General features: G+C 72.8%; 15 protein-coding genes. 11 read left to right on the forward strand and 4 right to left on the reverse strand.

Annotated elements, in window-relative coordinates; all coding sequences use genetic code 11:
* Positions 1-6 precede the first annotated feature (6 nt).
* Positions 7-615, reverse strand: coding sequence for a peptide deformylase (gene def, locus ABEB28_RS22875; protein WP_376980509.1), 609 nt, complete (start codon positions 613-615; stop codon positions 7-9).
* 140 nt (positions 616-755) lie between these two features.
* Here def and ABEB28_RS22880 point away from each other — a divergent pair, with 140 nt between their 5' ends.
* Positions 756-1,040: a hypothetical protein gene (locus tag ABEB28_RS22880; protein WP_345730223.1), complete on the forward strand. Its 285-nt coding sequence runs from the start codon at positions 756-758 to the stop codon at positions 1,038-1,040.
* A gap of 41 nt (positions 1,041-1,081) precedes the next feature.
* Complete coding sequence (locus ABEB28_RS22885; RefSeq protein ID WP_345730224.1) at positions 1,082-1,789, forward strand: thioesterase II family protein; 708 nt, start codon at positions 1,082-1,084, stop codon at positions 1,787-1,789.
* A gap of 6 nt (positions 1,790-1,795) precedes the next feature.
* Here the strand turns inward: ABEB28_RS22885 and ABEB28_RS22890 are convergent, their stop codons facing one another.
* The gene (locus ABEB28_RS22890) at positions 1,796-2,452 is read right to left on the reverse strand and encodes a GntR family transcriptional regulator (RefSeq protein WP_376980521.1); all 657 of its coding nucleotides are present in this window, start codon (positions 2,450-2,452) and stop codon (positions 1,796-1,798) included.
* Positions 2,453-2,646: 194 nt separating this feature from the next.
* On the opposite strand from ABEB28_RS22890, the gene ABEB28_RS22895 reads away from it, so the two are divergent.
* From ABEB28_RS22895 to ABEB28_RS22905, 3 genes are all read left to right on the forward strand, one after another.
* Positions 2,647-3,372 carry a PIG-L deacetylase family protein gene (locus ABEB28_RS22895; protein ID WP_345730225.1) on the forward strand — a complete coding sequence of 242 codons (726 nt, stop codon included), beginning with the start codon at positions 2,647-2,649 and terminating at the stop codon, positions 3,370-3,372.
* The gene (locus ABEB28_RS22900; RefSeq protein WP_345730226.1) at positions 3,369-4,064 is read left to right on the forward strand and encodes a 4-carboxy-4-hydroxy-2-oxoadipate aldolase/oxaloacetate decarboxylase; all 696 of its coding nucleotides are present in this window, start codon (positions 3,369-3,371) and stop codon (positions 4,062-4,064) included. Before ABEB28_RS22895 ends, ABEB28_RS22900 begins: the two co-directional genes overlap by 4 nt.
* A gap of 259 nt (positions 4,065-4,323) precedes the next feature.
* Positions 4,324-4,611 (forward strand): hypothetical protein, encoded by a 288-nt coding sequence (locus ABEB28_RS22905; RefSeq protein ID WP_345730227.1) that lies wholly within the window; start codon positions 4,324-4,326, stop codon positions 4,609-4,611.
* Positions 4,612-4,807: 196 nt separating this feature from the next.
* Here the strand turns inward: ABEB28_RS22905 and ABEB28_RS22910 are convergent, their stop codons facing one another.
* The gene (locus ABEB28_RS22910) at positions 4,808-6,148 is read right to left on the reverse strand and encodes an alpha-amylase family glycosyl hydrolase (RefSeq protein ID WP_345730228.1); all 1,341 of its coding nucleotides are present in this window, start codon (positions 6,146-6,148) and stop codon (positions 4,808-4,810) included.
* Between the two features lie 367 nt (positions 6,149-6,515).
* On the opposite strand from ABEB28_RS22910, the gene ABEB28_RS22915 reads away from it, so the two are divergent.
* The 6 genes from ABEB28_RS22915 (at position 6,516) to ABEB28_RS22940 (ending at position 11,858) form a co-directional block, all read left to right on the forward strand.
* On the forward strand, positions 6,516-8,009 hold the full coding sequence (locus ABEB28_RS22915; RefSeq protein ID WP_345730229.1) for a hypothetical protein: 1,494 nt from the start codon (positions 6,516-6,518) through the stop codon (positions 8,007-8,009).
* A gap of 55 nt (positions 8,010-8,064) precedes the next feature.
* The gene (locus tag ABEB28_RS22920; RefSeq protein ID WP_345730230.1) at positions 8,065-9,819 is read left to right on the forward strand and encodes a sensor histidine kinase; all 1,755 of its coding nucleotides are present in this window, start codon (positions 8,065-8,067) and stop codon (positions 9,817-9,819) included.
* 38 nt (positions 9,820-9,857) lie between these two features.
* Entirely contained in the window at positions 9,858-10,292 is a 435-nt protein-coding gene (locus tag ABEB28_RS22925) for a roadblock/LC7 domain-containing protein (RefSeq protein WP_345730231.1), read from the forward strand.
* Positions 10,293-10,371: 79 nt separating this feature from the next.
* A complete protein-coding gene (locus ABEB28_RS22930; RefSeq protein WP_345730232.1) occupies positions 10,372-10,692 on the forward strand; it encodes a DUF742 domain-containing protein in 321 nt (106 codons plus the stop codon).
* The gene (locus ABEB28_RS22935; RefSeq protein WP_345730233.1) at positions 10,673-11,290 is read left to right on the forward strand and encodes a GTP-binding protein; all 618 of its coding nucleotides are present in this window, start codon (positions 10,673-10,675) and stop codon (positions 11,288-11,290) included. Before ABEB28_RS22930 ends, ABEB28_RS22935 begins: the two co-directional genes overlap by 20 nt.
* A gap of 1 nt (position 11,291) precedes the next feature.
* The gene (locus ABEB28_RS22940) at positions 11,292-11,858 is read left to right on the forward strand and encodes a GAF domain-containing protein (protein WP_345730234.1); all 567 of its coding nucleotides are present in this window, start codon (positions 11,292-11,294) and stop codon (positions 11,856-11,858) included.
* Positions 11,859-11,897: 39 nt separating this feature from the next.
* Here the strand turns inward: ABEB28_RS22940 and ABEB28_RS22945 are convergent, their stop codons facing one another.
* Entirely contained in the window at positions 11,898-13,148 is a 1,251-nt protein-coding gene (locus tag ABEB28_RS22945; protein ID WP_345730235.1) for an acyl-CoA dehydrogenase family protein, read from the reverse strand.
* Positions 13,149-13,565 lie beyond the last annotated feature (417 nt).

The raw sequence follows: 13,565 nt of genomic DNA on the forward strand, positions 1-13,565 counted from the left end.
GCGGGCCTAGGTCGTGCGGGGCGTGCCCTCCGACCACGTGGGCGCGGTGCCGGCGGCGATCCGCACCGCGTTCGCCGCGAGCACGGCCTCCCGCTCGTCCGGGCCGAGCTTGTCGACGTAGACGATGCCGTTGACGTGATCGGTCTCGTGCTGGAGGCACCGGGCGAACAGCCCCGTACCGTCCACCCGGATCGGCCGTCCCTCCAGGTCCTGGCCGGTCACCGAGGCGGTCGCAGGCCGGGCGAGCGGCGCGAACTCCAGCGGCACCGAAAGGCAGCCTTCCTCGTCCTTGTCGAGTTCGACGTCGGGCTCCGGGGGGAGCAGCACCGGGTTGACGATCGCCCCGACGTGGTAGAAACCCGTGTCGTCCGGGCAGTCGTAGACGAACACCCGGGCGTCCACGCCGATCTGGTTGGCGGCGAGCCCGACGCCCTCGGCGGCATCCATGCTCTCCAGCATGTCGGCGACGAGCTGCTTGAGCCGATCGTCGAAGGCCGTGACCTCCTGGCAGGGCCGGTGCAGGACCGGGCTGCCGTGCACCGTGATCCGGCGCGGCTGGCCCTCGGGCAGTCCGACCTCGGCCGCCCATTCGTCAATGTCGAGTTCTTTCGCCACCTCCGCATTATCCCGGCCGGGTCGTCCCCGGTCGGGTCCGCCTCACCGGTGCTTCGCCGCGGGATCGGTTCGCCTACATCGGACGGCGAGTGGGTACCGCGTTCGGTGAGGGCGCAGAGCGTCCGGAGAGGAGCGTGGTGATGAGCGAGACCCCGCAGGATCCGGCCGTGCACGAGCGCAGCGGTCCGGACGTCGCCGCCGCGATCGGCGCGGCCGAGCACGACAGTGCCCTGCACGAGACCCACACCCACCCCGAGCGGACGAAGAGCGGCGAGGCGCACGTCGAGCAGTCGTACGGCGACCCCGCCATGACGGACGCGGAGGCGGAGAGCGACGAGGAGCCGAGCCGGTCGGCGGCGAGCGCGCAGTCCGTGCGTGGCGCCCGGGTATCCGACCAGGTCGCCGGGCGCACCACCCGCGACTGACCCGGCCGGTCCACGGGGCCGACCCGCTAGGGTTCCGGGCGATGCTCACCTGGTTCCGGCGGCCGTTGCCGCGCCCCGACGCCACCGTCCGGCTGGTCTGCTTCCCGCACGCAGGCGGTAGCGCGAGCTTCTACCGCTGGCTGGCCGACCTCGACCCGGGCGTCGAGGTGCTGCTGGTCCAATACCCCGGCCGGGAGAACCGCATCGCCGAGCCGATGCCGGAGACGATGGGCGCCCTGGTGGACGCGGTGGTCGCGGCGTTGCCGCCGGGGCCGGTCGCGGTGTTCGGGCACAGCATGGGCGCCTCGGTCGCCTACGAGGTGGCCCGCCGGGTGCCGGTGCGGGCGCTGGTCGTCTCCGGGCAGCCGGCGCCGCGCTGGCACCGCTCGGGCGTCGTCCTGGACATGTCGGACGCGGACGTGCTCGCGGCCATCCGGCGGCTCGGTGGCACCGCGTCCGCGGTCCTGGACGACCCGGACCTGCGGGAGATGGTCGTCGATGTGATGGGCGGCGACCTGCGGCTGCTCCGGACCTACACGCCGACGCCCGCGGAGCCGCCGCTGGAGGTTCCGGTGCGGGCACTGGCCGGCGCCTCCGACCCGGCCGCGCCGCCGGAGCAGGTCGCCGACTGGCGCACGGTGACCACCGGGCCGTTCGACCTCACCACGCTCCCGGGCGGACACTTCTCCCTCGTCGAGCACGCCGCCGCGGTCCGCGCCGAGATCCTGGCCGCGCTGCGGACGGCGTGACGCGGGTCAGTGAGGACCGGCGGTTCGCAGCGCGTCGATGACGCTCTGGAGGTGCCGCCGGATCGCCCGCTCGGCACCGCCGGGGCTGCGGGCACAAATCTCGTCGATGATCGCCAGGTGTTCGGGCAGCGACACCTGCGGCCGTCCGGGACGCAGCGCCAGCCGGAACTGGTGGCGGACGTTCTGCGCCCGCAGCCGCGACAGCACCTCGGCAGCGACCGGCTGGGCGGCGATCTCCCGGATCAGGCCGTGCAGCTGCTCGTTGAGCTGCGAGTACGTCAGCACCTCGCCGGTGGCGACCGCGGTCCGCATCGCGTCGGCGATCGCGCGTAGCTCGGCGATCTGGGCGTCAGTGACCCGCTCGGCGGCCTTCGCCGCGCAGAGCCCTTCGACGACCATCCGTACCTCGGTGATGTCGATCGCCTCGGCGAGGCTGACCGCACGGACCCGGGCGCCCCGGTTCGCGATGCGCTCGACCAGCCCTTCATGCGCGAGCGTCAGCAGCGCGGTGCGGACCGCGCCCCGGCTGGCCCGGTACCGCTCGGACAGCTCCGCCTCGACCAGTCGCTGATCGGGGACGAGGTCGCCGGCGAGGATCGCGGCCCGGATCCCGTCGGCCACCCGGTCGGCGTCGGCGGGCGCGGAGGTGCGGTCGGCGTCCACCGGCGCGAGCGGCACGGGCTCCGATTCAGGCGACGTCACGTGTCGGTCTCCGGCGGTTCGAAATGGGTCCGGCTCATGCTAGGCCGTCTCCCTTGACATCCACGCACGCTGACAAGATTGTTAACAGTATCGTGCACAACCTGTCCCCGGGCGTACTTGCACCGTCGTGACCGTCCGAAGCCGGGAGGTAGTCCGTGTCCGAGTCGCTGTTGGTCGTCAGCGCGCACGCCGGTGACTTCGTCTGGCGCGCCAGCGGTGCGATCGCGCTGACCACCTCCCGGGGCGGGACCGCTACCGTCGTCTGCCTCACCTACGGGGAGCGCGGCGAGTCCGCGCAGGCCTGGCGCGCGGGCCACTCGCTGGAGGAGATCAAGGCGATCCGGCGCGACGAGGCCACCGCGGCGGCGGACGCGCTCGGCGCGCGGGTCGAGTTCCTCGACGCCGGTGACTACCCGCTTCGCCCGGCGGACGCGATCGTCGACCGGCTCGTCCACCTCTACCGCGAGCTGCAGCCGACCGTCGTCCTCACGCACCCGCTGGAGGACCCGTACAACGGCGATCACCCGGTCGCCGCCCGGATGGCGCTGGAAGCGCGGGTGCTGGCCCAGGCGATCGGGTACCCGGCGCCCGGCGACCCGCTCGGGGCCCCGCCGGTGTTCTTCTTCGAGCCGCACCAGCCCGAGCAGTGCGGGTTCGTCCCGCAGGTGCTGCTCGACATCACGCCGGTCTTCGAGACCAAGCAGAAGGCGATGCGCTGCTTACCCGCCCAGCAGCACATGTGGTCGTACTACACCGACCTGGCCACCCGCCGCGGCGTCCAGCTCACGCGCAACGCCGGGCCGAACCTCGGACTGACCAGCGACACCAAGGCCGAGGCGTACATGCGGTACTACCCGCAAGTGACGACGGAGCTCTCGTGAGGACCGTCGTCGTCACCGACGTGCCTCGCCCGGCGGCCGCGAGCGTGGACGCGCTCGCCGGCTTCGGGGTGGCCACCGTGCACGAGGCCCAGGGGCGCACCGGCTACCTGGGGCCGGACCTGGTCGCCCGGGTGCCCGGGGCGCGGATCGCCGGTGCGGTGGTCACGGCGGTTTGCTGGCCGGGTGACAACCTGATGATCCACGCGGCGGTCGAGCAGTGCGGCCCGGGCGACGTCCTGCTCGTCACCACCACCTCGCCGTGCCGGGACGGGCTGTTCGGCGAGCTGCTCGCCACCTCCCTGCGCAGCCGCGGGGTGCGGGGTGCGGTGCTCACCACCGGCGTCCGGGACGTCGCGGCGCTGCGGGCACTCAAAGCACCGCCGTTTCCGGTCTGGTCGGCGGCGGTGAGCGCGCAGGGCACGGTGAAGGCGACCGCCGGTGCGGTCAACGTCCCGGTCGCGGTCGGCGGGGTGCTCGTGCACCCCGGGGACGCGCTGGTCGCGGACGACGACGGCGTCGTCGTGGTGGCCCGAGAGGCGGTCGACGACGTGGTCGAGGCCTCCCGGGCCCGCGAGGCCACCGAGGACGCCACCCGCGCCGCGCTCGCCGCCGGTGAGCTGGGGCTGGACCGGTACCGGCTGCGCCCGCTGCTCGAACGCCTCGGCGTGGAGTACGTGCGACATGAGCGGTGAGGACGGTGTCCGCTGCCTGCTGATGCGCGGCGGGACGTCGAAGGACGGGTACTTCCTCGGGGTTCGGTGTGCAGCCGAAGCCGATGCCGTCGCAGCTCCCGTTGGACTCGGTGTCCGGTAACGGCATGGAGTGAGGTACTGGGCGCGTTCGGTGATGGTTCCTGCGAGAGTCCTGAAGGCGACTTACGGGTTGACTCAGGGTCCGTGCAGGATCGTTTCGGTGCGGGCCGGTCCCGGGCACGGTCAAGGTATGCGATGGATGAAGGCTGCGCTCGTGGTGATCGTCTCGGTGGTCGTGGCGGTCGGCGTCTACGGAGTGACCGGCAACATGGCCGTGCCGTCGGCCATCGTTCTGAGCGGGATCGTCGCCGCCTGCATGGCCGTCGCCCTCGGCGACGACCAGGACCTGGCGACGCCGAACGCGTCGACGCCGGACCGGACAGCGGCGACGCGTACGCACGCAGCGGCGGACGCCTGGCCCAGCGCGAGCGCCCGCCGTCCCGACCCCGACGCCGCGGCCTGGCGCGCGGCCCAGGGCGTCCGCTGAGCGGGCGCCTATGTCCCCGGGGCCAGGACGGCGAAGCCGTGCGGTGGGACGGTGACACCGGCTGACGGCGTCTCGGGCGACGACGTACCGGCCGCGACCTGGTATCCGGGAGCGTCGACGGTCAGCGGGTCGTCGCCGNTCCCGACCCCGACGCCGCGGCCTGGCGCGCGGCCCAGGGCGTCCGCTGAGCGGGCGCCTATGTCCCCGGGGCCAGGACGGCGAAGCCGTGCGGTGGGACGGTGACACCGGCTGACGGCGTCTCGGGCGACGACGTACCGGCCGCGACCTGGTATCCGGGAGCGTCGACGGTCAGCGGGTCGTCGCCGATGTTGAGGGCGACCAGCAGATGGGCGTCGTCGGGCCCGTCGACCCGGTAGGTCAGCGTGGTGTTCGTGATCGTGCCGATCGTCGGGACGCCTCGAACCAGCCACGCGTGCCGCCGACGCAGCCCGAGCAGCTCCTGGTGGAGCCGGTAGACCGGCCACCCGTACGGAGCCAGCTCGTCCGGGAGCGCCGGGAACGCCGGACGGACCGCGTCGTCCCCGCCGGCCCGGTTCTCCTTCCGCCCCCGGAACGCCTGCTCGTCGCCCGCGTAGACGCTCGGGATGCCGGGCATCGTGGCGAGCACCGCGATCGCGTGGCCGAGGTGGCGGTCGTCGCCCACCTGGTCGGCCAGCCGGGTGACGTCGTGGTTGCCGAGGAACGTCTGCGGCGGGAAAACGGCCGCGAACTCGAGATGGCGATCGATCGCCCAGGCCAGCTCGAAGAAGTTCCGGTCGGCCAGCGCGCTCCAGGTGGCCTTCCACAGCTCGTACTGCGTGACCGAGTCCAGACCGCCAGCCGTGACGTAACCGGTGTAGTCCCCGTGGATCATCTCCCCGACGAACCAGGCATCCGGATACTCGCTGCGCACCGGCTCGACGGTCGCTCGCCAGAACTCCGGCGGCACCGCGTACGCCGCGTCCAGGCGCCAGCCCGCGGCTCCGGCGTCCAGCCAGTGCCGCAGCACGCCGCGCACCAGCTCGGCGACGGCCGGCTCCCGGTGGTTCAACGCGACCAGGTGTGCGTGCCCCTCGAACGTCTCGTAACCGAAACCGTCCGGCCCCTCGGCGTCCCAGTCGATCCGGAACCACGAGGCGTAGGGCGAGCGGCGTCCGTGCGCGAGCACGTCCTGGAACGCCGCGTGGTCGCGGCCGACGTGGTTGAACACACCGTCCAGGAGCACGTGGACGCCGCGCTGCCGACAGGCGTCGAACAGCCAGCGCAGATCGTCGGTGGTGCCCAGGCGCGGGTCGACCGCGTAGTAGTCCACGGTGTCGTAGCCGTGCGACGCCGACCGGAACACCGGCCCCAGTGCCAGCCCGTTGCAGCCGAGGTCACGCAGGTAGTCCAGCCACGGCTCGAGCCGACGCAGGCGCGACGGCGGCACGGCCCCGTCCGGCCCGCTCGCCCCGTCCGGCAGCGCGGTCCGCTCGGCGCCGAGGAAGCCGAGCGGGTAGACGTGCCACCAGATCACGTGCTCGGTCCAGGACTCCACCGGTTCCGCTCCCCTCGCCGTCCCTACTCGTCGCCGAACAGTCCATAGCTTCACCGGCACGTCGGACCGGCCCTCCAGCGGGCCCCGCGCTGCGAGGCCTCGGCGCGCCGCGCGGTCGTCTGATCGCTGACCGTAACGGCGCGGGGCGATGTGACCAGAGCTACTGAACAGTACGTATGCGCGCCCTTGCGTTTTCCGTATATTCCACTGTGGTGGATGGCACGGTCGGTGCCGACGCCGCGCGTCCCAGCTCCACGAGCATGCCCCGCTACACGCGTGCCCGCCCTCTGACCGTCGCGACCTCGAAGGGGCAGATTGAGTCGACGACGTCCGTCGCTGCGTGCCCTGCGGAAGCGGGGCGCGGGCGATGGCTGAGCGCACCCTGCTCCGAGCTGTGCTGGAACAGCGCGGCTGGGCGAGCTGGCCGGTGTTCGAGATGCAGTTCTCCGATGCCGCCCGGCGGGTCGCCGAGCGGACGGCTGCGGTCCCGATGAGCATCTCCCAGGCGACGTTCAAGCGCTGGCTGTCCGGTGAGCGTGACCCACGCAGCCTGGCCGGCGTCGTCCTGGAGGAGATGCTCGGCGTCGAGACCGAGCTGCTGTTCCGCCCGGCGCCCAGCCACGACGTCGTCCTGCCGAGGCCGCTCGGCCTGGCGACCAGGGCGGCGGCGCTGGCGCTGGACGCCCGCTGGGGGAACTCGCTGCTCAGCCCGGCGTGCCCGGCGGCCGGCGTGGACGGGTCGTGGCGGATGGAGGGGCTCGGCCTCTTCGACGGCACGTCGGTCGCGGCGCAGGCCTACGAAGCGACCGCGCTGCCGGACGACCTGGTCGGCATCGGGCCCGACGACTACCCGCACCTCCGGACGTTCGTGCGGCCGCTGCGCCGGGCGCTCGTGCTCGCGTCGCTCGGCGCGGGCCACGGCACCGGGCTGTTCGTGCGGGACGCCGCCCACGTGCGGCGCCATCTCGAGGCCGAGCGTCCGGTCGACGTCCTGCCGATCCCGGCCGCGTACCGGCTGGACGATCTCACCTACGGGCTGATCTGGGCGCTCACCAACCTCGACGACGGGCTGTCGGCCGACGACGCCGCGCTGCGGACCGGAGCGGCCGATCTGGACACCCAGCTCGTGCGCCCGCTGTCGGCGATCGCCAGGGCGGCCTTTCCCGGTCTCTCCGCCGTGGGGGCTGCCTGGCTCGGCTCGCGGCACTGTGCCCGGCACACGATTCACCGGCTCCCGGAGATGGTCGACACGCTCGCGCTCTGGAACCGGGACTGCCGTGGCGAGGAGGCCGCGGCCTGGCTGTTCTTCCGCCACCAGCACGACGTCGTCGGCGCCGCGCGCGGTCGGCTGGCGGACTCCCGGGCGTCCGTCGGTAGTGCGTTCTGCGTGCCGGCCGCCGCGGTCAAGGACAGTCCGGTGTTCGAGCGGCTGCTGCTGTTCCTCGCGATCGCCTGGCTGGAGTCGTGCGCCGTGCCGACCTGGGTGTGCGCCGAGCCGGAGTACGCCCAGGTGGACGGGTTCGTGCTGGTGCCGGGCCGGCGGGCGGTCGTCACCAACTGGCTGCGGACGCCGGACGTCTGCCACGTGGACGTCACCGATCGCAAGGCGCAGCTGCGCGAGTACGCGGACGCCGTCGGGCACGCCCGCGCCCATACCGTCGCGGCCGGCGCGACGCCCGCGGCCCGCCTGCGGTCGCTCGCCGACTACCTGGAACTCGACTGGTCCTGGGTGACCCGGCGCTGCCGGGAGCTGAGTGAGTACGGACTCGTCGACATGCTGCGCCCGCGCAGCCGCCTCCTGACGCTGAGCCAGGTCGACTTCGTCCTGGCCTTCCTCGGAAAGCTGGACGCCGATGTTTGACCCCTCTCCGGCGAACCCCGTCTCGGCCCATCCCGTCTCGGCGAGTCCGGTCTCCGTGGGCCCTCTCCCGGCGGGCACCGATCCGGGCCCGCTGCCGAGTGCGCCACCGAGTGCGCCACCGAGCATCCGGCCCCGGCTGCTGCTCGTCGTCGTCACCGCGTTGGTCCTGGCCGCGGCCATCGGCGTCGCGGTCGCGGTCACCACCGCGTTCGTCGGCCCGTCGATCTGGACGGCGGTCGGTGCGGCGGCCGGCTGGCTGGCGGTACTGCTGGGCGCGGTGCTCGCCGTGAACGCCGCGGTCCGCGAGGTCGGCGTGCAACTCACCACCGAGCGCGCGGCCAGAACGAACGCCGAGCGCGCCGCCCACCAGGCACAGTGGCGGGACAACGCGGTCCGGGCGGCGCTGGACGAGCACCAGCGCGCGACGGCGATCGCGGTCGCGCAGGTCAACGCCGCGCTCGCCGCGTCGGTCCAGGAGCTGACCCGGGTCGCCGACGAGATCCGCGGCGGCGACAGCCCGGAACCGCAGCCGCCCGCGCTCTCCGCCGACGGCTGGCCGGCGCCGCTGACCGAGCTGCGGGACGGCGTCCAGCAGCTGATCCGGACGTCGTTCGGGGTGGCGTCGCTGACCGCGTCCCATCAGCCGGTCGGTGTGCTGATCACGCTCGCGCGGCGTCTGCAGCCGCTCATCCACCGGGCGATCAAGGAACTCGACGCGCTGGAGAGCCAGGTCGAGGACCCGGACCTGCTCAACGCGCTGTTCCAGCTCGACCACCTGGTGACCCGCGCTCGGCGCCAAGCCGAGAGCATCGCGGTGCTCGGCGGCGCGACCGCACGGCAGATCCGCAGGCCGGTGCCGGTCTACACGGTGCTCCGTCAGGCGATCGCCGAGATCGAGCACTACGGCCGGGTGAAGGTGCTGCGGCCGGTGCAGGGCACGATCGTCGGGCACGCGGTCACCGAGGTCATCCACCTGATCGCCGAGCTGGTGGAGAACGCGACCGTGTTCTCGCCGCCGGACTCGAAGGTCCAGATCCAGGTCGACCTGGTGCCCGACGGGCTGTCGATCGAGATCGACGACCTCGGCCTGGTGATGTCCGCGGAGCTGCGCCAGCGCATGAACCAGCTGCTCACGGCGCCCGAGCGGCTGGACGTGGGGGAGCAGCTCAAGGACGGCCGGATCGGGCTGATCGTGGTCGCGGCGATCGCTCGTCGCTACGCGATCCGGGTCCGGCTGGAACGCAACGAGCGTGGCGGGAACCGCGCGTTGGTGGTCCTCCCGGCGAAGCTGCTCAGCGAGGAGCCGCTGCGTCGCACGGACTTGGGCCCGTCGGCACTGCCGCCGGCACCCATCGCGGTGGCCGCCGTGGCGGCGGCCACGGAGACCTCGCTCGCCGTGGAGACCCCACTCGCCGTCGAGACCCACGCGCGTCCGCCCAGCACGTCCAATCTCTCCCCGCAGGACCGGCAGCGGCTGGCCGAGCTCAGCCGCGCTGCGATGACCGAGGCGGGACGCGACCGGCCGTCGCCGGCCCGCGGCCCGGCGACGGCGGGCGGTGCGCCGGTCGGCGAGCCTCCCGTCGTCGACCGTCCGGCCGACCCGGCGCGGCCGCCGCTGCCCCGGCGGGACGGTCAGCACATGGCGCCCGAACTCCGGAACTCCGAACTCCGGAATCCCGATTTCCGAGACCCCAGCCGGGCCGACGGTCCCGAGCCGGGCGCGCACAACCCCGGCCTGTTCGCCTCCTACCAGCGCGGACGCGAACGAGCCGACGCACAAGAGCCCCCGGCGCCGCCGCCTCCCACCTGACCGGCGCCGCCTGTTCGTCCAGAGAGAGTTAACCGGCGATGAGCGACATGTATCCGACCCCCGCGACGCCCAACCTGACCTGGGTGCTCGACGAGTTCAAACGCGACACCCCCGACGTCCACACGGTGATCGCCGTCAGCATCGACGGCATCTCCACCTTCTCCAACAGCGGTCTCCCGATCGCGGACAACGAGCGGCTGGCGGCGATCACCTCCGGCTTCCACAGCTTGGCCCTCGGCGTCGGTGCTCACTTCGCCGGCGGCGTGGTGCGGCAGGTGGTGGCGGAACTGGACAACCTCCTGTTCTTCGTCGCCGCGGCCGGACGCAACACGCTGCTGGCGGTGCTGGCCGCACCGCAGGCCGACGCCGGCATCGTCGGGTACGAGATGACGCTGCTCGCGCGCCGGGTGGGGGACTACTTCGCCACCGCCAGCCGCGTGGGCAGCCACCGCATCGATGACTTCGCGGGCTGACCACGGCGCGGGACCGACTGGTCCGGGCGGCGGTCCGTGGCCCGGGAACAGAGCGTGGGTCGACGACGACACGGAGGCGGTGCGTCCGTACGCGGTGACCGGCGGGCGGACCGCGCCGAGTGTCCCGGTCGACTTGATGGCGCTCGTCCGTTCCACCGGCAGGGTGCCGGACCACCACCTGGAGCCCGAGCAGCTGCACGCGGTGCACGCGTGCGCGGCCGAACCGCGCACGGTCGCGGAGATCGCGGCGGCGCTGCGCCGGCCGGTCCAGGTGACGAAGATCCTGATCTCCGACCTCATCGGGCTGGGCGCCGTGCGGATGCGGACCCCCGCCGTCGCGGACGGACCGACCCGCGAACGCCTCTTGGAGAAGCTGCTCGATGGACTCGAGAACCTCTGACCACGCCAGTGACCCCGACCCGTTCCCGTTCGTCCCGCTCAAGATCCTGGTGGCCGGTGGGTTCGGCGTCGGCAAGACGACGCTGGTGCGCGCGGTCAGCGAGATCACGCCGGTGACCACCGAGGCGCTGATCACCACGGCCAGCGCCCGCCTCGACCGGCTGGAGGGCGTCGAGGCGAAGGCGACCACCACGGTCGCGATGGACTTCGGCCGGATCTCGTTCCCCGCCCACAAGCTCAAGCTGTACCTCTGGGGAACGCCCGGCCAGGACCGGTTCTGGTTCATGTGGGACGAGTTGTCGCTGGGCGCGGTCGGTGCGGTGGTCCTGATCGACACCCGCCGGCTCACCGACAGCTTCCCGGCCGTCGAGTACTTCCTCGACCGCGACCTGCCGTTCGTCGTCGCGGTCAACGAGTTCGACGGCGCCTACCGCTACACCGCCGCGGAGATCGCCGAAGCGCTGGCGCTCCGTCCGGACGTCCCGATCGTGCACTGCGACGCACGGCTGGCGCGCTCGGTGACCGACGTCCTGGTCGCGGTCGTGCGGCACTCGCTGAGCCTCGCCACCACCTCCGCCCCGACCCCCAACGGGAGTTGACATGCCTTTCGACGACGAGACCGGGCTGGATCTGCCCCGCCCCGATCTGCAGGCGCCGCAGCGCGTCGCCCGGCTCCGCGAGCTCGGGCTCTACGACACCCCGGACGCCGCGTTCGACGCGCTCGCCGCCCAGCTGGCGCGGGACGGCGCCAGCCTGGCCGGGATCGAGTACGCGCCGTACGCGATGGTGAACTTCCGGACCGATCGGCACCAGTTCTTCGCCGGGCTGCACGTGCCGGCCGAGGCGCAGCCCAGCGCGGACAGCGACGGGGTGTCCCGGGTGATGGATCTGCAGCACGGCTACTGCCCGGAGGTCGTCGGGCGGGGCCGGGCGCTGGTGCTCGACGACGTCTGCGCGCACCCGCGGTTCGAGAGCAACGAGGTCGTCGATCTGATCGGGATCCGCAGCTACCTCGGGGACGTCGTGCACGACCCGCGCACCGGCATCGTGCTGGGGACGGCGTGCATCGTCGACACCGAGCGGCGGTCCTGGGGACGGGCGGGCCTGAAGCTGATCAAGGACACCGTGGCGCAGATCGAGCAACAGATCGGTGCGCTCGATCGCTGAGCACGGTCGCGGCGGCGGCGCGACACGCCGCCGCCCACGTCAGACCGCTTCGGCCTTCGCGAAAGCCTCCGGGCGGGGTGTCGGGAGCGGGACGAGCTCCGCGGGCTCCGGGGCCTGGGCGAACCGGGTGGACCAGGGCGCGCCCTTCACCGTGCCGAGCGCGGTCTCGGCCAGGCGCAGCCGCTGCACCGCCGACGTGCCAGCCGGCGGAAGGATGTGGAACGCGTCGCGCTGGTAGCGGGTGATCGGCGATTCCTCCGGAAACAGACCGTGGGCGCCGTGGATCTCCAGCGCGAGTCGGGCCGAGTCGAGCGCGTACTCCGCGTTGATCAGCTTGGCGTTCTGCAACTCGGCGTCGCAGGGTTGGCCCTCGTCGAGCAGGTGCGCAGCGTGGTAGGCCGCGAGCCGGGCGGTCATCAGCGCCGACTGCATGCGCCCGATCTGGTCCCGGACGGTCGGGAGTTCGGCGACCGGCTGCCCGTACCGCCGCTGCCAGGTCGCGAAGCGCACGGTCTCGGCGACGATCGCCTCGTGGATGCCGAGCGACACCGCGGTCAGGTTCGGCCGGCCGACCAGAATGCTGGACGAGTACGCGACGTCCAGCCCGTCGCCCTCCGCTCCGAGGAGGTTCGCCGCGGGCACCCGGCAGTCGTCGAAGATCAGCTCCCCGAAGCTGAACCCGGGCAGCCCCATCGCCGGGCGGTGCGGCGCGAGCGAGAAGCCGGGGCGATCGGCCTCGACCAGGAACGCCGAGAGCCCGCGGCTGCCGCTGCCGGTCCGCGCGACGACGCCGTGCAGGTCACCGACGTGGCTGTTGCCGACGAACGCCTTGCGTCCGTTCAGCACGTAGGAGTCGCCGTCGCGCCGGGCGGTGGTCGACATCCCGAGGACGTGGCTGCCGGACGTCTTCTCGGTGACCGCGATCGTCGGCAGGCAGTCTCCGGCCGCGATCGCCGGCAGCCACCGTCTCTTCTGCGCTTCGGTGCCGAAGTGGAGGATCTTCGCGGTGCCGAGCTGCGACGCCTGCACCATCGCGCCCATCGCCCCGCTGACCCGGGACAGTTCCTCGATGAGGATCGTCTTCGCGACGTGACCGGCGTCCATACCGCCGTACTCGGCGCCGATCGTGGCGCCGATCCAGCCCTGGCGGGCGATGAGTCTGGACAGCTCGTGGGCGACGCCGCGGTCGTCCTCCATCTCCGGGACGCGGGGGCGGACCTCCTGCTCGGCGAACGTCCGCACCTCCTGCCGGATCCGGTCGTGGCGCTCGGTGGTGAAATAGCCGTCCATACGCAGCCTCCGTCGCGAGTCGTCGGGCGGCCGGTCACCCGCTGCTGGCGGGGTGCGGCGGGCCGACGACGATGGTGCATCTGGTCCTGGGGGCGGGGTCATGAGGTGGCGGAAACGCCAGTCGGCAACAGCTCCGTCCTGAGTGGCGCTGAGGTAACCCTGGCGCCTACCCGAGACCGACGCATCGGTCGCGGGGGGTCATTCGAGGGTCACTTCTGGTATTCCCAGGACCGGGCCGTCCGCGGCGGTTCCCCACCAGAACGGTGGAGAAGGTGCGGATGCGGCAGCCGGGGGAGCCGGCGCGTGCCCCCGAAGTGAGCCGAGCGGCTCCCTCCGGGGTGTCCGCTACGTACCGTAGCGCCGGTTCGATGCCGAGACGCGATACTTCCGGGTCGGATGAGGGCTGACGTGACTTCT

The organism is Cryptosporangium minutisporangium (assembly GCF_039536245.1).
Classification (GTDB): domain Bacteria; phylum Actinomycetota; class Actinomycetes; order Mycobacteriales; family Cryptosporangiaceae; genus Cryptosporangium; species Cryptosporangium minutisporangium.